General features: G+C 34.5%; 17 protein-coding genes. 9 read left to right on the plus strand and 8 right to left on the minus strand.

Annotation, left to right across the window (positions count from 1 at the left end; translation table 11 throughout):
* Nucleotides 1-54: 54 nt before the first annotated feature.
* Complete coding sequence (locus UH1x_RS13635) at nucleotides 55-747, minus strand: NUDIX hydrolase (protein WP_482622286.1); 693 nt, start codon at nucleotides 745-747, stop codon at nucleotides 55-57.
* 453 nt (nucleotides 748-1200) lie between these two features.
* Between UH1x_RS13635 and UH1x_RS13640 the strand changes: the two genes are divergently transcribed.
* The gene (locus UH1x_RS13640; RefSeq protein WP_482622288.1) at nucleotides 1201-2298 is read left to right on the plus strand and encodes an aldose epimerase family protein; all 1098 of its coding nucleotides are present in this window, start codon (nucleotides 1201-1203) and stop codon (nucleotides 2296-2298) included.
* Between the two features lie 146 nt (nucleotides 2299-2444).
* On the plus strand, nucleotides 2445-3263 hold the full coding sequence (locus UH1x_RS13645; protein ID WP_482622290.1) for a glucose 1-dehydrogenase: 819 nt from the start codon (nucleotides 2445-2447) through the stop codon (nucleotides 3261-3263).
* Nucleotides 3264-3322: 59 nt separating this feature from the next.
* On the opposite strand, the gene UH1x_RS13650 is transcribed toward UH1x_RS13645, so the two are convergent.
* Nucleotides 3323-3859 carry a lipid-binding SYLF domain-containing protein gene (locus UH1x_RS13650; protein ID WP_482622291.1) on the minus strand — a complete coding sequence of 179 codons (537 nt, stop codon included), beginning with the start codon at nucleotides 3857-3859 and terminating at the stop codon, nucleotides 3323-3325.
* 273 nt (nucleotides 3860-4132) lie between these two features.
* On the opposite strand from UH1x_RS13650, the gene UH1x_RS13655 reads away from it, so the two are divergent.
* A complete protein-coding gene (locus UH1x_RS13655) occupies nucleotides 4133-4324 on the plus strand; it encodes a hypothetical protein (protein ID WP_482622293.1) in 192 nt (63 codons plus the stop codon).
* Between the two features lie 77 nt (nucleotides 4325-4401).
* On the opposite strand, the gene UH1x_RS13660 is transcribed toward UH1x_RS13655, so the two are convergent.
* A complete protein-coding gene (locus UH1x_RS13660; RefSeq protein WP_482622295.1) occupies nucleotides 4402-5232 on the minus strand; it encodes a DMT family transporter in 831 nt (276 codons plus the stop codon).
* A gap of 395 nt (nucleotides 5233-5627) precedes the next feature.
* Between UH1x_RS13660 and UH1x_RS13665 the strand changes: the two genes are divergently transcribed.
* Both UH1x_RS13665 and UH1x_RS13670 read left to right on the plus strand, forming a co-directional pair.
* Entirely contained in the window at nucleotides 5628-6446 is an 819-nt protein-coding gene (locus UH1x_RS13665) for an SDR family oxidoreductase (RefSeq protein ID WP_482622296.1), read from the plus strand.
* 171 nt (nucleotides 6447-6617) lie between these two features.
* Nucleotides 6618-8852 carry a DUF7133 domain-containing protein gene (locus UH1x_RS13670; protein WP_482622298.1) on the plus strand — a complete coding sequence of 745 codons (2235 nt, stop codon included), beginning with the start codon at nucleotides 6618-6620 and terminating at the stop codon, nucleotides 8850-8852.
* A 10-nt stretch (nucleotides 8853-8862) separates the two neighbouring features.
* Here the strand turns inward: UH1x_RS13670 and uxuA are convergent, their stop codons facing one another.
* The 5 genes from uxuA to UH1x_RS13695 all read right to left on the minus strand — a co-directional run bounded on the left by uxuA (nucleotide 8863) and on the right by UH1x_RS13695 (nucleotide 15621).
* Nucleotides 8863-10038 carry a mannonate dehydratase gene (uxuA, locus tag UH1x_RS13675; protein WP_482622299.1) on the minus strand — a complete coding sequence of 392 codons (1176 nt, stop codon included), beginning with the start codon at nucleotides 10036-10038 and terminating at the stop codon, nucleotides 8863-8865.
* Nucleotides 10039-10057: 19 nt separating this feature from the next.
* On the minus strand, nucleotides 10058-10873 hold the full coding sequence (locus tag UH1x_RS13680; RefSeq protein WP_482622300.1) for an SDR family oxidoreductase: 816 nt from the start codon (nucleotides 10871-10873) through the stop codon (nucleotides 10058-10060).
* Nucleotides 10874-10877: 4 nt separating this feature from the next.
* Nucleotides 10878-12713 carry an alpha-L-rhamnosidase-related protein gene (locus UH1x_RS13685; RefSeq protein ID WP_482622302.1) on the minus strand — a complete coding sequence of 612 codons (1836 nt, stop codon included), beginning with the start codon at nucleotides 12711-12713 and terminating at the stop codon, nucleotides 10878-10880.
* A 158-nt stretch (nucleotides 12714-12871) separates the two neighbouring features.
* The gene (locus UH1x_RS13690) at nucleotides 12872-14227 is read right to left on the minus strand and encodes a Gfo/Idh/MocA family protein (RefSeq protein ID WP_482622304.1); all 1356 of its coding nucleotides are present in this window, start codon (nucleotides 14225-14227) and stop codon (nucleotides 12872-12874) included.
* 5 nt (nucleotides 14228-14232) lie between these two features.
* Nucleotides 14233-15621 (minus strand): 3-keto-disaccharide hydrolase, encoded by a 1389-nt coding sequence (locus tag UH1x_RS13695; protein WP_482626509.1) that lies wholly within the window; start codon nucleotides 15619-15621, stop codon nucleotides 14233-14235.
* A gap of 310 nt (nucleotides 15622-15931) precedes the next feature.
* On the opposite strand from UH1x_RS13695, the gene UH1x_RS13700 reads away from it, so the two are divergent.
* From UH1x_RS13700 to UH1x_RS13715, 4 genes are all read left to right on the plus strand, one after another.
* Nucleotides 15932-19009: a SusC/RagA family TonB-linked outer membrane protein gene (locus UH1x_RS13700; protein ID WP_482622306.1), complete on the plus strand. Its 3078-nt coding sequence runs from the start codon at nucleotides 15932-15934 to the stop codon at nucleotides 19007-19009.
* Nucleotides 19010-19027: 18 nt separating this feature from the next.
* On the plus strand, nucleotides 19028-20674 hold the full coding sequence (locus UH1x_RS13705) for a RagB/SusD family nutrient uptake outer membrane protein (RefSeq protein WP_482622308.1): 1647 nt from the start codon (nucleotides 19028-19030) through the stop codon (nucleotides 20672-20674).
* A 425-nt stretch (nucleotides 20675-21099) separates the two neighbouring features.
* Nucleotides 21100-23097, plus strand: coding sequence for a glycosyl hydrolase 115 family protein (locus UH1x_RS13710; RefSeq protein WP_482622310.1), 1998 nt, complete (start codon nucleotides 21100-21102; stop codon nucleotides 23095-23097).
* Nucleotides 23098-23107: 10 nt separating this feature from the next.
* A complete protein-coding gene (locus UH1x_RS13715; protein ID WP_482622312.1) occupies nucleotides 23108-25435 on the plus strand; it encodes a GH92 family glycosyl hydrolase in 2328 nt (775 codons plus the stop codon).
* Nucleotides 25436-25447: the final 12 nt, after the last annotated feature.

The following is a 25447-nucleotide window of genomic DNA, read 5'->3' on the forward strand; positions in this document are numbered from 1 at the left end:
TACGATTATTGAATCATAAATTGTTTCCGAAAGGAGCTTAAAATTAACGGGTAATTAGATTTTAAAACAAAAACCTTCCTCTACCTTTTTTTGGTATTTATCCTCATCGAATTCAAATAGAAAAGCCCCTTTTTTGGATGAGGTCATATCCTTTTCATTCAGTTTATTTAAAAGGTCAAAAGAATTGAATTTGTTTATGAAATTTCTTTTATCTAATTCGGTATCTAAAATAGCTTCGTACATTTTTTGAAGTTGGCGCATTGTAAACTTTTCGGGCAAAAGTTGAAAACCAATGGGCTTATTGGATATTCTGTTGCGTAGTGATGCAAGAGCATCTTTTACCATTTTGTTATGATCAAAAATTAGATCTGGTCTATCTTTAATATCAAACCATTTAATGGGGTTATCTTTTAAAAGATTTTTGCAATGGTGTGCTATATCTATAAGAGCAAAATAGGAAACTGATATTGTTCTTTCTTTTGGGTCACGATCCAATTTAGAATAGGTGTGTACCTGTTCCATATAAATATCATGAAGACCGGTTAAATGATTAAGAATTCTTGAAGCTGCTTTATTTAAATTCTCTTGTTTTTTCAGAAAACCACCAATTAGTGACCACTCACCTTTAGCTGGTTCAAAATCTCTTTTAACAAGTAATATTTTTAATTCTTCTTGATAGAACCCGAATATAATACAATCTACAGCAAGTAAGACTTTGTCCTCTTTGCAATACCTATTCAAAACCATGTTTTAATTTTTGTAGGTCTAAAAATAGCAAGATTCTAAAGACTTGAAATTTTTTTATAATTAATTACAACTAGATTTTTACCCTACAGTGGTCTATTTTTTAGAATGTTATCGTCATTTTTCCATTTTTGTTATGGTGAATTTTATTGTTTAATTACGCTAGGTAAAAATTAGTTATTTGTAGATATATACAGGGGCATGTAGTTTTTATTGTCTCTATTTTCGTGTTAATTTTTTTGTAGAAATTTAGTTCGTGCTCTGATTGTGACAAATTGAATTACAGCGGATAGCATGTGAAAATTTATTTTTTAACACTTTATGTTTATATAATTCTAACACTTAACCTTAGATTGTTGAATTATTTTACAGGTTATAGGAATTTTAAATAATCAATGGTTTATTATTTTTTTGCCAATTGTGTTTTTATAAGTTGTGGGACATTATCTATGAAATATGAAAAATGTAGCAAATGAAGATTTACCAAGATTATTAACTATTGATAGAAGTCACTATGGGTGCTCTTCTTCTAATATAGCTGTAGAGCTATTTAAGCTTAAAAATTTTGGAGGTATTGAAGTATGTATTATTACATATGGCGGCAGAATTACATCTATTGAAACGTTGGACAAAAACGGAGAATTAAATAATGTTGTTCTTTCTCTTGCCAATTTAAAATTATACGAAAATGAAAACCCATTCTTTGGTGCAATAGTTGGTCGTTACGGGAATAGAATTGCCAATGGAAGGTTTGGTTTAGAAGGAGAAGTATATTCATTGGCAAAAAACAACGGAGACAATAGCTTACATGGAGGCTTAATAGGCTTTGATAAAGTGGTTTGGAATGTAGAGGAGGTGATAGAATCAGCCAGCTTTGTTTCTTTAAAATTGTCTTATTTAAGTGCCGATATGGAAGAAGGTTTTCCAGGAAATTTGCAAACTACGGTTACCTACACTTTAAATAGTGATAATAGTTTAGATATTGATTATAAAGCAATAACGGATAAAACTACCGTGGTCAATTTAACAAATCACTCTTATTTTAATTTATCGGGCGACTTTTCAAAATTAATCTTAGATCATGAAGTTCGTATTGATGCCGATAAATTTGTTCCGGTGAATAATTCACTTATACCAACAGGTGAATTAGCAGCTGTAGAGCATACACCTTTCGATTTTAGAACATTTCGTTTGGTAGATGATGCTATTAAAAACAATCACAAGCAAATTGAAATAGGAGGAGGGTTTGATCATTGTTGGGTTTTAAATAATGTATCAAAGGGCTATCGCTCCGTTGCTAAGGCTTATCATTCTGCATCTGGTAGGGTATTGGAAGTACTAACAGATCAACCGGGTATGCAGTTTTATACCGGTAATTTTTTAGATGGAACATTATCCACACCTAATGGAGAGCCATATAAAAAAAGAAGCGGATTCTGTTTTGAAACACAACATTTTCCTGATTCTCCTAACCAACCTAATTTTCCTAGTACTACTCTTATTCCGGGAGAAACGTATACTACTAGAACAACTTTCAAATTTTCTACTAAGTAATTGAGATGTAAAAGGAGTAATTCTTTTTACCAAGCTTTTCTTCAGTATGTTTAAGTTTTATTAGAAACGTTGTGCTAGTAATTTAGGTTATTGCGATAATTAAAACCCTGATTACGGAATATATTTAGCCATAAAAAAGAAACATTATGCAAAAACCAAATAAAAGATTAGAAGGCCAAACCTGTATTGTTACTGGTTCTAGTGACGGTATTGGCGAAGCGGTTGCGAAGGCAATGGGAATGGAAGGTGCTAATATTGTAGTTAATTATCATAGTAGTAAGGAAGAAGCGGAAGATGTTGCACATTGGATCAGTGAAAATTCTGATTGCGGTAATGCTATAGTTGTAAAATGTGATGTAAGCAAAGAAGATGACGTAAAGGACATGTTTAAAAAAACGGTGGCTAAATTTGGAACGGTAGATGTTTGTGTTGCCAATGCTGGTCTGCAGTTAGATCATCCGCTACATGAAATGCCATTAAAGGATTGGCAAAGAGTGATAGATGTAAACTTGACAGGACAGTTTCTTTGTGCAAAAGAGGCTATTCTTGAATTTAAGAGAAGAGGAATGCGCCCAGAAATATCTAAATCATTAGGCAAACTTATTCATATGAGTTCTGTTCATGAGGTTATTCCATGGGCGGGTCATGCAAACTACGCAGCTTCTAAAGGCGGATTGGTCATGTTAATGCAAACCATTTGTCAAGAATATGGTCCGGATAAAGTAAGATGTAATTCTATTGCTCCTGGCGCTATTAAAACGGATATCAATAAAGATGTTTGGAGTACACAAGAGGGTAGGGACGGTATGTTGAAATTAATACCGTACAAGCAAATAGGAGTGCCAGATGATATTGGTAGTGTAGCCAGTTGGTTAGCTTCAGATGAATCTGAATATATAAATGGAACGACCATTTTCGTAGATGGGGGCATGACGTGTTACCCTGGCTTTACTGCTAATGGTTAAAATACGAAACAAAAAAGCCACCCAATTGGGTGGCTTTTTTTATATTATGTGGTGATGAATTATTTCATCATTGGCTTGTAATCAAATTTTTGTCCGCCAACAGATGCATCTGCCATTAATCCTGCTTTTGGTAAAGCAAATACGGCAACACCATCTCTATACTTAGCATTTACTGCAATTCCTGATTTTAATGCTACGGCAGAAGCTTCTGCAGAGAATTCAAAATCCCCATCTTTAAATTCAGCTAGATCATCCGGAGTTTCAAAAAATATCACTTCTGTAATTGCTTGTCCACCTGCTTGTAAGCCTACACTTAATTTTTTTAAGTCTGCCATACCTACTTTTGTTCCATCTTCATACACCACACCATTACCTGATGCTCCGCCTATGATAAAACCACCTTTACCTACATTCGGAAAGATTACATATCCTGCAGAATTGTTGAAGAATTGGTCTAAGCCAACTTCCATTGTCATTAATTTCTCTTTCGCTTTATCAGCATCATTTATCACTTTTTTATCCTTAGTACTTTGTGCATTTACACCCACAGCTAAAAATAAAAATGCTGCTGCTGTTATTGTTTTTAAAATTTTCATTTGTTCTAATTTTATGTGTTAGTAATTATAATTTCAATACTTCAAAATTAAATAGAATTGAAAGTTTTGATTGTTGTTATCCAAAGTAATTTTGATTCAAAAACGATTTAAACATTTGCAAATCAGTTAATTATAAGTTAATATAATTGAAATTACAGTAAGGTAAATTGTTATGTTGCTAATTTGTAGGAGGTTAGGAAAAAATCCATTTCTTAAAAATTTGTTAATTAATTTAAGATGCTCTATATTCATAGAATATTTAAATGAAGAGCGATGAATAACCAAGAGAACTTTTTTGATTCTAAAATGATAGCTAACCTATTAATAGCATTAGCGCTGCTTTTTTCTACTATTTATTACTTCAACTATTCTGAAGAAATTGAAAGAGAGGTTAATGTGGTTATTGTTAATTCATTGAAAGATGTAAATAATAGCTTGGCTGAGCAAGATACTGCTCGTAGATAATTGAAATTTCTGACCATAACTATAGGCTGTCAATTCATTGTAATTGGCAGCTATTTTTATTTCTGATCTAGTGGGTTTTATTTCTTCCCTATTATTACGTTGGCAATTAATGCGGTAATAATCATAACTATGCCTAATAAGCTCCAAGGAGAATAAATATCTCCAAACCAAAAAATACCTACGGAAATGGTAAATATTACTTCTATGTATTTTAAAGGGGCAACTAAATTAGTCTTGGCAATCTGAAAAGCTTTTGTCATGAATACTTGACCAAAAAAACCGAATAGACCTAAGCTCGATAATAACAACCAATCAATTCCCATAGGGTTTACCCAATCTTTAATACTTAAAATACCTCCTATTATAGTACCTGTGAACATAAAGTAATTTACGATGACTAACGGGTGATCACCGTTTCCTATTTTTCTAATCAGTACATATACTAACCCGCTGAAAACAGATGCTGCCAATACCAATAATAAACCGGTGGTATTTATAGTGTTATCAAAGCCTTTTAATACTAGAACACCGGCAAAGGCAAATAAAAATAAAAACCATTGAATAGGTTTTAATCTTTCTTTAAGCAGAAAAACAGCAAATACAGCCGCATAAATAGGAGCCAGATACCTAAGTGATACAGCTGTGCCCACAGGTAAATATTTTAAGGACATAAAAAACAAACTCATTGCGGTTAAACCTGCAAGAGCTCTAAATATCATAAACTTACGGTTGTTGCCTAATATAGGAATGCCTTTTACTAGTATATATGTTGTTCCTAAAATTAGGGAACCTATGGTTCTGAAGAATACAATTTCAAAGGTGGGAATATGTTCTAGATATTTTATAAACGAATTCATTAAACTAAATGAAAACGTACTAATGATCATAAATAAAATTGCCTTCTTCACAGTCCAAAATTGTCCTTGCAAAGTTAAAGGGGCACTATAGATATCCCCGAGTAAATTTGTGATAATTGTGGGTTATTCTTAAGTTTTATCATTCTGATAATATTAGCTAATAAAAGGTTGTTTTTCAATGGTGTAATTGAAGTATATTCATCATACTAAAAATAAAGAGAGTCATTTTTTGACATTTATGAGACTCAAAAACTAGTTGTACTTCCAAAATACGCTGTCAATCATATTTATGGTTAATAATACCGTATGTAAAAGTTATAATAGAGGTAAGGTTAGAGATAGTTTTTCATAATTCTCTTAACTTGGCATCACAATATAAATTGTCTAATCAAATAGCGAGTTATTATTTTTTAAATTATAATTACAACTAAATAAATACATAATAAATGAACGAATTATTATCCTTGAAAGATAAAAATTATGCCCTTTCTGGCGGAACGGGAACCTTGGGTGGTTCTATTGCCAAATATTTGGTAGAGAATGGTGCTAAAGTTTTATTGTTAGGTAGGTCTGAAGATAAATTAAAGGACAAACAGAAGGAGTTAAATACACTGGTTCCAAAAAGTACATTTATTTTCAAGGTCGATGTAATGGACGAAAATGAGCTTATTGAGTTAAAAAATAAAATTAAAGAAGACTTCGGTCATCTGGACGGACTAGTAAACCTTGCGGGTGGTAATATACCAGGGGCAACCGTAAAACCAGATCAGACTGTTAGAGACATTGCTATGAGCGATACCAGAAAAGTAGTCGATATTAATTTATTTGGTACCGTTATACCTACCATAGTTTTAAGTGAATTAATGGTAGAACAAGGTTATGGTTCTATTGTGAATATTTCTTCAATGGCTGCAAAACAAACCATATCTAGAGTTCTTGGATATTCCATGGCAAAAAGTGCTGTTGATATTTTTACCAAGTGGATGGCAAATGAATTAGCGTCTAAACATGGAGATAAAATTAGGGTTAATGCAGTTGCGCCTGGGTTTTTCATAGGAAATCAAAATAGACGCTTACTTACCAATGAAGACGGTTCATTTACCGAAAGAGGAAATAGTATCATTAAAAATACCCCAATGGGTCGTTTTGGAGATGCGTCAGAATTAAATGGGATGGTACATTATCTGCTTAGTGATGCTTCAAGCTTTGTTACAGGGAGCATTTTTGATGTTGATGGTGGTTTCACATCATTTTCCGGTGTATAATTTGGAAATTTATCTTGATTACAAAAAATAGTTAATATCGATTTGTTTTAACTGTTTTTTGTAATCGATTACCTAACTTTAAAACTGATTTTAGTGGTCGGATTTTACCTAGTTTTTGGTGATTTTTTTCTATCTAAAATATAAAGTTCGCTATTTACATAATTAGTTTTCATGCGTATTATTCATATTGGTTTTCTTATCACTTTCTGTCTTTTAATTTCTTGTCAAACCAGCTTTAAAGAGACTCAAGTTTCTTTAGAACCTTATACTGTTGAAGATGGTTTTAATTTAGAAGTTTTAGCAGCTGAGCCATTGTTAAAGGCTCCCGTTGCTATAGATTTTGATGCAAAGGATAGAATTTGGGTTGCTCAAATGCCCGGTTATATGAATGATTTACAAGGTTCTGGTGAAGAAGATCCAACCGGTAGTATTATAATTCTTGAAGATTTGGATGAAGACGGAATTGCGGATCATTCAAAAATTTTTATGGATAGCTTGGTGATGCCTCGTGCTCTGGCACATGTATATGGTGGTTTACTATATGCTGAGCCTCCGTATTTATGGTTTGTTGATATAGAAGACGATAAACCGGTAAATAAAGTTATGGTCGATTCTATTTATGCGGTTGAAGGAAACCCAGAGCATCAACCAAACGGATTGGAATTGAATATTGATAATTGGATTTACAATGCAAAGTCTAATTTCAGGTATAGAAGAATTGACGGGGTATGGAAAAAGGAACCTACTACCTTTAGAGGGCAATGGGGTATTACCCATGATAATTTTGGTAGGCTTTATTACAATGACAATTCAAGAATTTTGTTGGGAGATTATGTGCTGCCTAATACCGTAATAGAAAATAAGTATTTTACCCCTAACGCAAGTGTTGATAAACTTCTTACCAATGATCAAAGAGTGTATCCGGCTTTTGCAGGGTCTGTAAATAGGGGGTACGCAAAGGGAGTGCTAAATGCGGATAGTATTTTAGTTAATGCTACAGCTGCTTGTAGTCCGCTGGTTTATAGAGGTGGTAAGTTTACCGAGTCATATGACGAAAATGTTTTTGTCTGTATTCCTGAAGGTAATTTAATTAAGCGAGTGCTTTTAAATTTTACTGGAGATTCTACCATTGCACAACAAGCCTGGCAAAAGAAAGAATTTATTACGTCTACAGATGAAGGCTTTAGACCGGTAAGCTTAAAAAATGGACCTGATGGAAATATGTATGTTGTTGATATGCATAGAGGTATGATTGGTCATCATGCTTATATGAGTCCATATTTAAGGGATAATGCGAAAGCAAAGGAATTAGATACTATTGTGAATTTTGGAAGAATCTTAAAAGTATCCCATGAAAATGCTGAGGTGAATGTTACACCAGACTTTAATAGTTTGAACGGTAGTGAATTGGTAAAGTTATTATTGAACGATAATGGTTGGGTTCGCGACCGTGCCCAGCATTATTTAATCTTTAAAAAATTTAATGCTGTAATTGATGAAGTAAAAGAAATTGCATTGAATACTAAAAAGCCATTAAGTCAAATTCATGCATTGTACGTGCTTGAAGGTTGGAAAGCATTGTCATTTGAATTTTTGACAGAGGTTATCATAAGAAGTGATGAAAATGTAGCCTCTCATGCTCTTTTACTTTTAAAAGGATTTGCAACCAAAGAAAATGTAGAAGAAGCTATATCAATATTTAAAACTGTTTTGGAGCGTGATACTATTAGTTTGGATCTTTATTTAGGTAGTTCATTAGGTAGTTGGATCAAGATTGATGAAGATCATTTTTTACCATTAATGATGGAAATTTTAAATAGAAGAGAAAACAATATAACCATCGTAGAGGCTGTAATTTCAGGTTTAGGCGCTGTTGATTCTGATATTTATGCCAATGCTATTGTTATGGATAGCCTAAAACATACCCCTTTTGTAAACAAACTGGCAAGAACTATTTCAGATAAAAAAGTGGATAAGATGAATGCTATTTTTACAACTGAGAAAACTACTGAAGATACACGTACAAGTGGTGCTCGAATGTTTTTTCAGATTTGCGCATCTTGCCATGGTGCCGGTGGTAAGGGAATTGAAGGTTTAGCACCTCCTTTAATGAATTCTGAACATGTTAAAAATACAGAGAGACTAGCCCTTATAATTTTACATGGACTTGAGGGTCCTGTGCATGTAAATGGTGAAGTTTATAATATTAATTTAGCAATGCCTGGTCTTATTAGAAATGAAACTATAACAGATACGGATATAGCCAATATAATATCATACGTAACCAATGCTTTTTCTGATAAACCGAAAAGGTTAAGCACCAATCGTATAAAAGAATTAAGAAGTGTGAAGTCTTCTTCTGGTATGGAATTTACAGAAAAAGAACTTCAAGCACTTGATAATTAATCTAAACTGATTACATACTTTTTCTAATACCTAATTCCAAGCCCCTTAATTCGGCTAAGCCTCTTAGTCTGCCAATACCGGAATACCCAGGGTTGGTTTTCTTTCTCAAGTCATCTAGCATTTTGTGCCCGTGATCAGGGCGCAAAGGCATTCTGGTATCTTTACGACCAGATGCTTTTCTTTTATCCTGCTCTTTGATTAAAGCTTTCATAACACCGTACATGTCTACATCTCCCTCTAAATGGTTGGCTTCATGAAAATTTCCATCAGCATCGCGTTGTGTGCTACGTAAATGGATAAAATGAATGCGATTACCTAAGCGTTCTACCATGCCTGGTAAATCATTATCCGGTCTAACACCAAATGAACCTGTACAGAAAGTTAATCCGTTGTTTGGGCTATCCACTGCTTTATAAAGGTCAACAATATCTTGCTCTGTACTTACAACGCGTGGTAAGCCTAAAATAGGGAAAGGTGGATCATCTGGATGAATACACATACGTATACCTGATTTTTCTGCAACCGGAATAATTTCCGATAAAAACTCGAATAAATGTTCTTTTAGTTCTTTTGGTCCTATAGCATCATAAGTAGCCAAAATAGCATTGAATTCTTCTAACGAATAACCTTCTTCAGCCCCTGGTAACCCTGCAATAATATTGCTTATCAACTTTTTCTTTCCTTCTTCGGTAAGTTGATCAAAATATATTTTAGCGGCAGATTTCTGAGCGTCTGTATATGTGTTTTCTGCACCTGGTCTTTTTAGTAGGTATAATTCAAAGGCTGCAAATGCATCAGCTTCAAATCTAAGAGCTGTAGAACCGTCTTCTATTTCAAAATCTAAATTGGTTCTGGTCCAATCAAGTACCGGCATAAAGTTATAGCAAACCGTATCTATACCGCATTCTCCTAAATTTGTGAGTGTTTGTTTGTAATTTTCATAGTAAGTCTTATAATCACCATTTTGGGTCTTGATCTGTTCGTGGATAGGAACACTTTCTACAACAGACCAAGTTAAACCTGCTGCTTCTATTATATTCTTACGCTCCATAATATCATTTACAGACCACACTACACCATTAGGTATATGATGTAATGCACTTACTACACCTGTTGCACCTGCTTGTTTAATATCTAATAATGATACGGGATCGTTTGGTCCGTACCAACGCCATGTTTGTTCCATTTTTCTTTGTTATAATTTATTAAACTCCACTAAAAGCACTAAAACCTCCATCAATAGGGACAACTACACCTGTTACAAATTTTGATGCTTCAGCACATAAATAATGAATAGTACCATTTAATTCATCTGTTTCACCAAATCTTTTCATGGGAGTATTTTGTATTATAGTATCGCCTCTATCTGTAAAATTACCAGTTTCTTGATCAATTAAAAGATTTCTATTTTGATTTCCTATAAAAAACCCTGGAGCAATTGCATTTACACGTAAACCTTCACCAAATTTAGTTGCTAGTTCTACCGATAACCATTTGGTGAAATTATCTATAGCAGCTTTAGATGCAGAGTAACCAACCACTCTAGTTATTGCACTTTGCGCAGTCATAGAGGAGATGTTTATAATAACACCTTGTTTATTGTTTGCCATTTCTTTACCAAAAACCAATGCTGGTAGAATGCTGCCAAATAGGTTTAAGTCTACCACTTTTTTAAAGTGGTCTATGTTGACATCAAAAATAGTCTGGTCTTCACCAATAGTGGCACCGGGCATATTACCGCCTGCAGCATTTATTAGGATATCAATTTTCCCATATTGAGCCATTATTTTGTCTGAAACGTTTTTTAAGCTTTGCTCATCTAAAGCATTACATACAAAACCAGATACGTTATCTCCTTTCTTTTTAAGTTTTGTTATTGCATTATTGACGATATCTTCTTTGTAATCTAAAATAACTACTGTAGCGCCATTTTGTATTAGATAGTTGGCCATTTCACCACCAAGAATTCCGCCTCCGCCTGTTATTAAAATTACTTTACTGTCAATATTGAATAGATTCATGTTATTAATGTTTTAATTTAATTGTATGATTACCACTTTTTAGATGGATGAGGTTATTTGTTGATTTTAGCTTTTGACCATTAAATTCAATTAGCATAAAATTTGGGGGAACTGTAAATTCTGCTGTCATGTTGTTTGGTATTGTAATGGTATAGTTATGGGCATTATTATCTTTTTTGAAAATTGCTATGATAACTCCATTTTTGGTAGGGACTTGTATTTTAGAAAAAGTTAAGTCAGCCAGTTGTGGCTTTATTTCGGCTACCTTAAAACCCGCTATTTTTGGTTTTATACCCCACATATATCTTGTAGTAATATTTAAGGGTGCGGTGCCCCAGGCATGGTTCCAATCAGAATTCGGTTTGTACTTAACATCCCAAGCTTCTAAAGTCATGGTTGCGCCATTTTGAATCATATTCCACCAACTTCTATCGTTTTCAGTTTCTGTAATTAAGTCTAGTGCATATTGGGCTTCATTACTATTATATAATCCTTCCAGTAAATATTGAGACCCGTATACACTGCATGCCATACCTCTGGTTTTGATAAAATCTGTAACTGATTTTTTATAATTTTGTGGCACAATACCAAATGCTAAGGGCATCATATTGGCATGTAAAGAAGAATGAGTAGAACCTTCTCCATCTATGTAGTACCCTTTTTCTTCATCAAAGAATAAAGTGTTGATAACAGATTTTATAATACCTGCTTTCTTATTAAAAAAATTAACATCTTCTTCTTTACCTAAAAAAGCGGCTATTTCACTCATCAATTTTAGATTATAATAGTAGAAGGAGTTAATCACAGTATTTACTGGTACTATTTCATAACCATCTCTTTCACCTTCTGCAGTGGCAAGTTCCCATCCTGTGTCTTTCTGTGCAGGTGGCCAGTCAATGATGTCTTTTATTTTTGTATCTGATTTTTTAAAGCCTAGTTTTTGAATTAACTCTTTATTCAGGTTAGGTGAAGAAGAACTAATTAGTCCATCCGCACGTTCTAAATCCATTAAGGTTTTTAATTTTAGATTTTCATAATGCTCTTGTAAGGGTTTTAAATCGCCCGTATACATATAATCTGTGTAAAACATGGGTACGGTGTGCAATAACCACTCCGTTGGCCAAGTAGGGTTTTCAATAAAGTATGCATTTGTTCTTCTGGCCATATTGTATAGACTATCTACACTGTAATGGCTTAATTGATTTATGTAGGCGTCTGCTTCATAAGGAATTCTCTCACGATCACCATCAACATATAAACCTGTAAAACTTGTAGCCTTAATCGTATGTTTACAAAGTTGCCATATGGAGTCTAATATTTTATTCGATGATGAAAATGTACTGGCATTGTCATTGAATTTATTGTGCAATGCACTTTGATGTACTGATAATTTTTTAAATGGAATTTTTAAATTTTCTATCTCACAATATCTGAAAGGCATAACCGCACCTATACTATCAGGCAATAAAATAGCAGCTCCGGTTGAATTTCGTTTGTCAGGTGTTAGTTTTAACTTAATTATTTGGTTAGCTGGTAAATTTGCTAAAACTACTTTTTGATATCTAATTGTGGCTTCCGGATTTCTGTCTATTCTATTATCTTTATTTAGTTTTTCACCTAAATGTACAACCAGTGAATCTACTTGCCCTATAGTACTGCTTAACTGGACGGTGCCAAAAAATGCTTTTCCAAAATCTATTAAGTAACTCTCATCATCTAATTTATCGACCTTTGCAGGTTTAATACCTGTTGTTCTCAAGTCAATATCCCCAAGGTTATTTTGAGCTTGAGATATAGATATAGATAGTAATGTAAGACATAAATAAATATGCTTTTTCATAGTGTTTTCGGTAAGTTGGATATGATGATTAGAACCAGATACTATGCTAGTTCAACATAGTATCTAGTCTAATAACTAAATGTAGAAATACGAGTACATAATTTTTCTCCAGCTAAAAAGAATAATTACATTTTAGATTATTTATTTTAAAAGAGAAATTAAACATCTTTAATTTCCCAGCCTGGCTCATAGGATCTAGACCATAATTTCATAGCTTCTCTATTAAATATGCGTCCTGTAGTTTCATCAATTTCAAAAGAGTCATCAATTCTAGAAGCTATATTGGCATAATGTGTTAACATTTGACTAATAGCTCCTTCATCAATAGGGGATGTTAGTTCTGCTTTACCTCTGATAGTATCAAAAAAGTTTACAGTGTGTAACGTAGACATATCACCACCGCCACCAAGAGCGGTACCGGCTTCTTCGCCAGAAGAAAGATTTTCTTTGATAAGCCCACCTTTAAGGTCAAAAAGCTTATATCCACCACGGTCAATGTATACTGTACCTTCAGAACCGTCAATTATAGTACCTCTACCATATTTATTTCCATATTTATGATAACCTGTTCTACTGTTACCATCCCATTTTATGGTCTTGTTGCCTGCAAATTTAAAAGTAGCTTCCATGGTATCATACATTTCCCAACCATCATCTTTATAATGATATTTACCAGCATCAACAGATACATATTCTGGATATGTAACACCTAATGCCCAACGTGCAATATCAAGTTCATGAGTAGCATTATTACCCATCTCGGCCGTACCAAAATCCCAACCGTACCAATGCCAATTATAATCCCAAGTGTTATCTGTGTAGGCTCTTCTTGGTGCAGGACCTTGAAAAAGGTCCCAATCTAAACCTTCTGGCGGATTAGCTTTCGTTTGGTGAGGAACACGACCTCTTGCACTTAAGTAAAAAGCTGTTGCTTTATAGACATCACCAATAATACCGTTGTGAATTTCTTTGATAATTTCTTGTGATTCTGGTGATGAGCGCTGTTGGTTACCCATTTGCACCACTTTGTTGTACTTTTTTTGATAAGCCACCACCAATTCACCTTCTTTAGGGTTATGACTGCAAGGTTTTTCCAAAAAAACATGTTTGCCAGCCTGCATGGCCATACAGGCACCTGGTGTGTGCCAATGATCTGGTGTTGACATGAAAATGGCATCCACGTCTTTATCGTTTAAAATTTTACGAATATCATTTTCTAGTTTTGGCTTATAGTTGATTTTTGAAGCCAAGTTAGCGGCAGCTTTTTCTCGCTGACTTTTCATGACATCGCACAAATATTTTAGCTCAATATTATTTTGCTTATGTGCAATTGCGGGTATATAGGCACCATACCTCCTGCCTAAACCTTGTATTGCTACATTTATTCTATCATTTGCACCTATTATTTTAGAATAGCTCTTTGCAGACATAGCATTTGCAGTAGTACTTGCTATTGTAGCGCCTACTGCACCAAGAGCCGTTTTTTTAATGAAATTTCTTCTGTTTGAACTCATTGTATTTATTCTTTTGTATTACTGATTTCACGAATTTTTACATTTTTGAAGGATACTAGGTCTCCATGATCCTGAAGTAGAATCTGACCTTTGCCCAATTCGCCAAAATTGGGCCACTTAGCGTATTTGCTTTCAGATACAAGTTTTCTAAAGGCATCGCTCTTTCTTTCATACTCAAGAACTTTTGTCCCGTTTAACCAATGCTCAACTTGATTGTCTTTGGAAATAATGTAAGCTGTATTCCATTCTCCAATTGGTTTGATAGGTTTATTAACATCGGCTTTTATTAAGTCATACAAAGAACTAACTGTTCTACTACCATCATGGTTTCCTTTTTTGGCATCGGGATGGAGATTGTCATCCAGTATTTGATATTCCAAACCTATGGAAGATCCTTCGCCCTTGTTAATTTCGGTATCTACATAATATTTAATACCACTGTTGGCTCCTGGTGTTAGTTTGAAATCTACTTTCAGTTCAAAATCTTCATAAAGATCTGTGGTAACAATATCACCACCTGCAGCAGATTCAGCTCCTCCAGAAGAAAGAACGCTTAAAACACCATCTTCAATTTTCCATCCTTGCTCAGGAAATTCTTCTAATTTGGCACCTCGCCAACCATTAGTTGTTTTCCCGTCCCAAAGTAATTTCCATCCATTTTTCTTTTCATCGATGGTCAATTGATTTTTAGTGATAATAGGATCTAAAGGAGAACTTCTTGAATATTTAGAAACACTATCAGTAAGGATTCTTACGTTCTTCCAAATGATATCGGTACCTGCTTTTTGGTCATCATGAATGCTGTGAACTTGTAAGCAGATGAATCCTTCTGATGTTTTGTCATCTATTAAATAGGCAGCAGGTACATCATTTACCCATGTTTTAATAGTGTCTCCAATAGCTTCAATGCGATAATGGTTCCATTCGTTTTGTTTAAAAGCCTTTTGAGCTGCTGGATTATCTGTCATTGGGTTAAGCCAACCACGTCTAGATTCATCATAAATACCACCGCTCCATGCTCTGTCAGAGGGGTCTATCTCAATTTGGTAGCCATGAACTCTTCCGTCTCTATAAGTTGGTATGCTATTACTTCTAATTTGTATACCTGAGTTCATGGAAGAATCTACCTTATAATCTAATTCTAATATGAAGTCGGTATACATTTTATCAGTAGTTAAAAATGTATTGGGTGTATTATGCGTAGTGGTGCCCACTATGGCCTTATCTTTTACGGCATAAGTGGCATCTCCACCTAATTTATGCCATCCGTTTAAGGTTTCTCCGTCAAAAAGACTGACCCATGGGGTATCGTCTTTTGGACTTTCGGTACAACCTATTAATAATAGGATAGCTATTACTGCTAATAATTTAAGGTTTGATAAGAAATTTTTCATCATTGATATATTGGTTTAGAATGGTTTAACAAAGTACTGCGGTTATTGTTTTTATGGATGGACATTTTAATAAAAAGCATGGATTTTTTACTCTAAATGTTAAAGTGTGTTATTCCTTAAAATATAAAAATATGTGATTTTTATTCTTTCGAATATGTGAATTATGTAAAATTTTAATTCAATTTTTGTGTGATTATTAATTTAAAAATAAATGAATTTTTATCCATTGTCCATATTTTCGATGAATATGTCCATTCATTAACAAGGTCTTAACAATACATTAGTAGTCAATTAACTTAACAATAAAAAAATGAAAAAACTTAAACTATTAATGGTATTCCTTTTATTGGGCATGTCATCTGTATTATTGGCGCAGAGTAGCGTTACAGGTACGGTGGCAGATGACCAAGGTATGCCAATTCCAGGAGCATCTGTTGTAGTAAAAGGAACATCAAATGGAACCGTGACCGATTTTGATGGAAATTTTAGTATTTCAGTAGAGGACGGAAATGTACTTAGCATCTCTTATTTAGGTTATAAGTCTGTTGATGTCACGTATTCAGGGCAACCTAATTTATCGGTTACCATGACAGAAGATACTGCGCAACTAGATGAAGTTGTAGTTATTGGTTACGGGTCTGTGAAGAAAAGTGATTTAACAGGTGCTGTTGCCTCTGTGGATAGTAAAACACTTACGGAACAAAGAAAAACGGACTTAGGTCAGGCAATTCAAGGTCGTATTGCGGGTGTGGATGTTAGAACGTTGAACTCTAAACCTGGTGCACCTTTATCTATTAAGATAAGAGGTAATACTGTTATTACCGCGAACCAAGGAGGTGAACGTGACGGTGTTAGTGATAATTTAGAAGACGATCCTTCTAAACCGTTATTTGTTGTAGACGGTATATTTTTTGATGATATAAGTGTTCTTAACCCTGCCGATATTGAGCAGATGGATATCTTGAAAGATGCTTCTGCAACTGCGATCTATGGTTCTAGAGGAGCAAACGGAGTTGTTATAATTACTACTAAAAGTGGTATTGAAGGCAAAACTGTTTTTACCTATGATTCTTCTTTTGGTCTTAGATCGGCAACCAATGTACCAGAACTGTACTCAGGTTCTGAATATGTTGCGTTTGTTGATGATGTACTAAGAGCACGTGAGTGGCAAGGGACAGATAGAACTGTTGCATCTTATAATAATATAGCGGTAGATAGATCTACAGAAATTCAATCATCTAACGAAGAAGCATCTAATGTTGCTAATGGTAGATATACGGATTGGATGGATCTTTTTAGAAAATCTGGATTGCAGACCAGCCATACCGTAGGTATGTCAGGTGGTAGTAATGGTTTAGTGTACAATGGCTCTATTGGTTATTTGCATGATGAAGGGGTAATGGGCATTGAGGAATTTGAAAGGTATAATATTAGCGCTTCGTTATCCAAAAAAGTATCTGATAAAGTTACCGTTGGTATTAAAACATATTTGGCACTATCAGAAAGAGAGCAAGGCAGTAGAGAATTGTTTAGAAGTACATTACGTTTAGCGCCAACTGTAAATCCGTTTGATGAAAATGGTGAGCCTATTCTTTTTCCGGATGATCAAGATTTAAGGTTTGTAAATCCAATTTATGATGCAGAAGGAGCTTGGAGAGTTAACAATAGGTCTTTAGATGTTATTGCAAATGTTTTCTTTAACTATAAGCCAAATGATTGGATCAATTTTAAGACACAATTTTCTCCAAATATTAGTTCTCAACGTTTTGGTGAATACCGTGGTTTATTGACAAAATCATCTAGAAACGATCCATCAAGAATACGTTCTTACTATGAATCTGGTTTTGATACTTCTTACACATGGGATAATATTGTAGATTTTAATTTTGATATTGCGGAAGGGCACAACCTTAAAACAACCTTAATTAATTCTTTATACTACTCAAACCCTGAGGGAAGTAATATTCAGGTTAGGGATTTTGATACGGATGCTTACTTGTTTTTTAATACACAGGCGGGATCAGATGTGCCAAATGATTATGGTAGTTTCTATGAAAAAGAAACATTGGCTTCTTTCGCCGGTCGTTTAAATTATAATATACAAGATAAGTACCTATTTACATTTACTGGTAGGTATGATGGGTCTTCAAAACTATCTGAAGGTAATAAATGGGCATTTTTTCCATCAGCAGCTTTTGCTTGGAAGGCAAGTGAAGAAACCTTTTTAAAGGATGTAGATTGGTTAAGCAACTTAAAATTACGTTTAAGTTATGGGGAGTCAGGTAATGATAAAACGGTAAACCCTTACAGCTCATTAGCATTCCTATCTCAAGAGAGTTATTTATTTGGAGATGAATTTAGCATTGGTAAATCTGTAGCAGGTCTTTCAAATGCAGATTTGACTTGGGAAGTTTCAAAGGAGTATAACTTTGGTCTTGATCTTTCGGTATTTAATAACAGAATTAATTTTGGTTTTGAATATTACAACAAGGAAACAGAAGGTAGTATTCTTGCCCGCCAATTATCTTTTGTAACCGGATTCGGTGATTCTGGAACGATAGGTAATTTTGGATCCGTTAGAAATAAAGGTGTGGAAATTACCTTGAATACGGTAAACGTAAGAACAGATAATTTTTCATGGCGTACCAATTTTAACTTTACTAAGAACGATAATGAGATTATAGAACTTTTTGATGGTATTGAACAAATTTTGGTAGGTACTGATTCTAGATTGAACGGGGTATTACAAGTTGGTGCACCAATCGATGCTACTTTTGATTATGAGGTAGATGGTATTTGGCAAATAGATGAAGCGGCAGAAGCAGAATCTTTTGGTCTATTACCAGGTCAGTATAAGTATGTTGATCAAAATGACGATGGTGTAATTAATCAAGATGATAAAAGAGTACTTGGTTCACAATCTCCAGATTGGATTGCGGGTATGACCAACACTTTTAATTACAAAAATTTTGAAATGAATGTTCAGGTAAACACAAGACAAGGTGTTTTTGGACACTCAGAATTTCATCAAAATTTTGCCACATTTAATGGAGATAAAGCTGTATTCAATAGCTTAAAACAAGATTATTGGACACCAAATAATCCAGATGCCAAGTACCCATCTCCAGAGTATGGAGAATCTGCTTACCCATGGTTTTATGAAGATATGTCTTATGTGAGAATTGGGAATATAGGGTTGGCGTATTCGTTCCCTCAAGAGCTTTTGGATAAATTTAAGATGTCTAATCTACGTCTTTCATTAGATGTACAGAATCCGTTTACATTTACAGATTTTGCGGGTCCAGATCCAGAAACAGGATTACAGAATTCCTATAATATGGGGTATTCGGTTAAAACAGTTTTGTTCGGGTTAAAATTGGCGTATTAACACTAAAAAAAAATAAAGATGAAACTATATAAAAACATAAAGGTTGTTGCAGTGGCACTTACCCTCTCACTAACGTACGCCTGTAACGATTATTTAGAAGAAGATATTTTTTCTGATATTACATCAGAGAATTTTATAGACCAAAATAATGCTGATCAATTAGTTGTTGGGGTATACAGTAGTTTGCGTGATGTGTATCGTGATTATACCTATCAATTCTTTGGTACTGATATTTTTGCAAGTAAAAGTGAGGTCTTTGCCTTTAATGCAACAAATGATTATTTCAACCTTAACTCAGGTGAAGGTTTGTCTGTATGGTCTAATAACTATAATGTTATAAGTAAGGCGAATACCGTAATTAGTAGATATACCGAACAAATTAGTTGGAGTGATGCCAATTTGGGTCAAAGAGATTATGGTATTGCACAAGCACAGGCATTAAGGGCTTTGGCCTTCTTTAATTTGGTTCAACAATATGGTGGTGTTGTAATTGAGTTAGAAGAAGTACAGACCATACGTACAGATTATGCAAGATCTAGCGAAGCAGAAACTTACGCACAGATCATTACGGACTTGGAAGCGGCCATACCAGTTTTGTTAGATGATCCTGGTACAGGAAGGTTCTCTAAAAGAGCGGCACAACATTTATTGGCGCAAGTTTATTTAACAAGAGCATATACCGCTGCAGGTAGTTCTGAGGATTTTAATACTGCTGCTACACTTGCAGAAGAGGCAATTGGTAGTTACGATATACGTAGCCAATCTTTTGGAGAGGTGTTTGATTATGATAACCAAGAAAATGATGAGATCTTGTTTGCCATACAATATGGCACTAGTGGGCTTACAGCGGATAAGAGTAATAACAAGCATTCATTATTTATGAACCAGGTTTTTAACTATCCAGGTGTAAATAGAACAACAACACCTTATGGGGTAAGTGGTTTTAATGCTATGCCTACACCTTTCTTTTATTCTCTGTTCGCAGATAATGATACAAGAGAAGATGCAACTATTCACCGCGCTATTATCGCTGATAGTGATGAGCCAGATGGTCCTGATAATATTGTTGCAGGAGATACTATCGTTTACTATCCAAAAAATGCATTAGATGCTGATGAGCTTGCAGAGCGTTTAGATCGTTATTGGGTATATCAACCAGATCAATATCTTTTTGGTTTGCCAGATGATGTGCCAGGAGTTAACTATTTATACTCGTTGAACATTGAGCGTACTAATTTTCCGATTTTCAAAAAGTTCGATGATCAAGATTTCAATGAAGACACAGATGGTGCCAGAGATACATTTGTTTTTAGGGTAGCTGGTACACATCTGCTTGCTGCAGAAGCTTATTTAGGTGCCAGCAATACAGCGGCAGCTTTATCGCATATCAATATTGTACGTGAAAGGGCTACTGGTGTGGCAAATGAATATACTTCAATTACCATTGATGATATCTTAAACGAAAGAGCTATTGAGCTTGCCGGCGAGGAAAACAGATGGGCGGTACTTAAAAGAACAGGTAAGTTAGAAGAACGTATAGATTTATACAACCCTCAAGTAATAGACCACGGAGCTTTCGATAGTAGTATTCATTTATTAAGACCTATACCTGCTAATGAATTACAATTATCAGATGGTTCTTTAGTTCAAAACCCTGGGTACTAAATAGTATAATAAGCTTTAAATATTTGAGTAGTTAGTTTTAATTGAAGTTGATACAGGCGGGTGATAAACCTGCCTGTATTTAACATCAAGTGCAATAAGTGCAAACTTTTTAAAATGTAGTTCATTTGGTTTATCTGAAATGAACTCAGCTCAATAATTGATTTTATTTCAATGTATAAAGTTGATTTACTGTGGTACAAAACTGTGTCATGCAATATTCAGATTTTATAGCATTAATCTAAAAGTCTTTGCTATCATATTCCAATGGCTAAGAATATCCTAATCATCATAATTTAATTTGTAGACCTGAATAGCTGTCAACCTGTGTTTATAAAAAATGCCCAAAATTTCTAGTAATAGAAAGACCTGAACAAATGATTAAAAAAAATATAATAATACCATTTCTCTTATTACTTATGTTCTGCATGTCTTGTAATAATGATGCAGAACAGCAATCGTCTATTTACTTAATTCAAGGTAAAAATGCTACAGATGTAGAGATTTCTACAATTAAGGACTTAAAAACAGACCTTGAAAAGGTGTTGGAAGAAGAAATCCAGATAGTAAAAGAGGGAACTATAATACCTGAAAATACAGTTGTTTTTGTGTTAGGAACACTAGACTCAAATACGATACTTACAGAATTGGTAACCAAGAATAGCTTGGAATTGTCTAACATAAATCCTGGTCCACGTGGTGGTATTTGGTCTAAGAAATCATATGCCAATAATACAAAGGTTATTGTATTGGCCGGTTCAGATGTTGAAGGGCTACAATATGCGGTTTACGATTACAGCAAAGAAGTTTTAGGAGTTGACCCATTAGAGTATTGGACGGGGAAACTACCGAGCAAAAAGACTTTGGTCGATGTTTTCAATTTTACCCCAAAAACCATTGCACCACCAAAGGTGCCGATCTTGGCTTATTTTGAAAATGATGTCGATGAACTTGCTAATTATAGGGGTAAGCTTTTAGAGTACGATTGGGAAAGTTATACTGAGATGATCAATTCTTTGGTACGCCTACGTTACAACGCCATCCAATTTTTTGATATGCTAGGTAGACCAGAATTTTATGTAAGACCTGAGTATAAAAAATTGAACCCTAATTACCAGATCGATATTGAATATTTGGATAAAATGATCGACTACGCCAAATCAAAAGGAATGAAAATTCAAGTAGATTTTGAGTTAGGTTATCAAATACATCCTATGGATGAGAACAAGGCAGATTGTTGGTCTAAATATAGAGAAGACTGGCTCACGGCTTGGAAATATTATTTAGAAGAAACACCATTAAGTAAGACCGATATTTTTGTTCTCAGACCTAGAAACCAAGTTTGGGATTGGGAATATAAAAGCTCTTGTGGAGAAAGTAAAATTGAAGTTTTCAACGAAGTTTACAAAGAGTTTGGTCTCTTGGTTGATAAATATAACGAAGATGCTATTAAAGTAGCCATTTGTTATAGTGACGGTATGGAGATGTTTAATGAGGGCTTTAACCCTCCAAAAGATTGGACCGTAGTATGGTCTGATCATGGTTTTGGCACTTTTGATCATGAATTAAAAGATACCAAAAGCTATGAATTTGGTACTTACATGCATGCAGGTTATTGGTTGAATCATACCGTACATAATCCATATCCTGAAAAGGTAGAGTCGGTTATGAAAGATATGTTTCAGCAATACGGTGCCGATAAATATTGTCTTGTAAATGGACAAAATTATAGACCATTTCTATTGAATCTAGAGGCATATAGCCAAGTGTGTTATAACCCCAAAGACTTTAATGCTGACAATTTTTATACCACATGGACACAGCGGTATTTTTCTACCGAAGCTGCTAAACATGCTGTGTCATCAATGAAATTATTGCATGAGGCGCAAGAAGGTAGAAAAGGCTATGTAGAACACTTATGGGAAATTAGGGAGGCTGTATCTTATCTTTCTAATGCACCGATAGTGCGGCCAGGTAAATCTCCAATTCCATATGATTATAATCGTGTAATTGGCGATATAGAGAATACCAAAAAAGTAAAAGAAGTTTTAAAGAAATCACTTTCAGAGGCACAATTAGGGTATGATAAAATAAATGGAGACGCTAACTTCTATCAATCATATATTCTACTACCTGCACAGTTATACTCAGATTTAATAGCTTTTGAAACTGAACTTCATAAAATGTCTCTATTGAAGAAACAATATGAGACTACTAAAGATAAAAAGTATCTGAATGAGGCAATTGCATTGTTGCCAACAGCAAAAAGCAAACTTAAAATCGTTTTTGACCGTAGAAGCTCTGGCGATATCGATACCAAATGGAAAAACTGGTACGCTATAGCTAATAGAAGGCAGAATAATGGTTTTCCTACTTATGATATGTTAGCTGCAATAGAGGCTAATCTTACTAAAATGACCCTGTAAATTGAAATTAATGACATTTATTCAAACATATAAAAACAGCATTTCGTTTCTGGCTATTTCGCTTTTGTTTCTAGTTTCTTGTAAAGAGCAGCCTAGCACAACTAAAAAGGTTGTTGTTGAAGGAACTGATTATGCTGCTAAGGTCTATCCATTATTAGATTCAGAGAATTCAAGGTGGTTTTACTTCACTTCTGCTAGTCGTCCGTTTGGTATGGTCAATTTAAGTCCAGACACGCAAATAGGAGGTGCCTGGGGTAGTGGTTACCGATATAAGACAGATACGATTAAAGGTTTTAGTCATATTCATGCTTGGCAAATGTCGGGTATTTCGGTTATGCCAGTGACCATTAATGACACAACTAAAAAAGATATTTTTAATGATTTTTATTCAAAATTTAATCATGAAACAGAAGTAGTGATACCAGGTTATCATAAGGTTGAATTAGAGAGGTATCAAATAAAAGCGCAGCTTACCAGTACTAAAAGAGTAGGTTTTCATCACTATTCTTATCCGGATAACGAAGAGGAGAAAGGACTTCTTTTTAATTTGAATACACTTTTAGGACCAAGTAAAAACATAGATGGATTTTTAGAGCAAATTTCTGAAAATGAACTGTCCGGTTATATAATTATGGAGTCTACACATAGAAGACCCAAACCAATGACCGCTTATTTTAAGGTGGAACTAAACACTGAAATATCTTCGTTAGATAAAGATGAGCGAACGGGTAATTATTTAATTAGTTTAGATCGAAATAAAAACGATGTGCTAATGAAAGTTGGTATTTCTTATACCTCTGTTACCAACGCTTCAATCAATATAGCATCTGAATTACCCGATTGGGACTTTAATGAAACGAGAAGCGATGCAAAGAAAGAGTGGAATAATCTGTTAAGCAGAATAGATGTAAAAGGTGGTTCTGAGCAAGATCAAAGAAGATTTTATACAGACTTATGGCACGCGTTGCAAGGACGTAGAATTATAAGTGATATTAATGGTGCTTATCCTGATAATACAGGAGATAAGTTAAGGGTTGGGCAATTGCCATTAGATGCTAAGGGTGTCCCTAAATTTAATCATTATAACTCAGATTCGTTCTGGGGTGCACAATGGACATTAAATACACTTTGGGGATTGGTGTATCCTGAAATTATGGATGAATTTTCAAATTCCTTACTTCAGTATTATAAAGATGGTGGTTTGGTGCCAAGGGGACCGTCAGGTGGTAATTATACATATGTAATGACAGGGGCAAGCACTACACCTTTTCTGGTATCGGCAATTCAAAAAGGCATTTTAAATGATGATTTAGAAGGTGTTTATAAAGCTTTAAAGAAGAATCATATGCCTAGCGGAATTATGGGGAAATCTGGTTATGAGCACGAAACCAATGTTGGCGGTGGTTTAAAATATTATATAAATCAAGGTTATGTTCCGTACCCTATTCCCGAAGGTAAATTTGGTAGCCATCAAGATGGGGCAAGTTTAACAATGGAATATGCGTATCAAGATTGGACTTTAGCTCAGTTGGCAAAAAGATTGGGGCATACAGACGATTATGATTATTTCATGAAAAGGTCTAAGAATTATAAAAATGTTTTCGATACTCAAATAGGGTGGATGCGACCAAAAGATGTTGATGGTAAATGGAAAAAGGATTATGATCCATACCAAGCAGAAAATGGGTTTATAGAATCTAACGGTGCGCAATCTACATGGTTTGTTCCGCATGATATCAAAGGCTTAGCCAATTTAATGGGAGGTCAAGATGCCGCAATTGAAAAGTTGAATATACAGTTTGAAACTGCTGAAACTTTAGGTTTTACGGCCGGTACCTCGCATTCGGTAGAGTTGCATCCAGAGTATAGCAGAATTCCAATCAATTTTGGTAATCAACCTTCTATACAGACTGCTTTTATTTTTAGTCAATTAAATAGACCAGATTTAACCCAACTGTGGTCAAGAAAAGTGGCAAAAACAGTTTTTGGCGGCTTATCTCCATCCACCGGTTATAACGGTGATGAAGATCAAGGGTTAATGGGCAGTCTTGCTGTACTGATGAAGATCGGTCTTTTTCAAATGAACGGTGGTACAGAGGCTAACCCAGAATACCAAATTGGAAGCCCCATCTTTGACGAAGTTCGTATTAAATTGAATGCTGATTATTATAATGGTGGCATGTTCACCATTAAAGCGAACAATAATAGTGAGGCTAATTTTTATGTATCAGAAGCTGAGTTTAATGGGGCTTTATTAGAAGCTAATAGTTTAAGGCATGAAGATATTGTAAAAAGTGGTGAGCTGAATTTGAATATGGTAGCAAAGCCTATAAACTAGATCAAAATAATC

This window comes from Maribacter sp. UH1, from assembly GCF_056839145.1.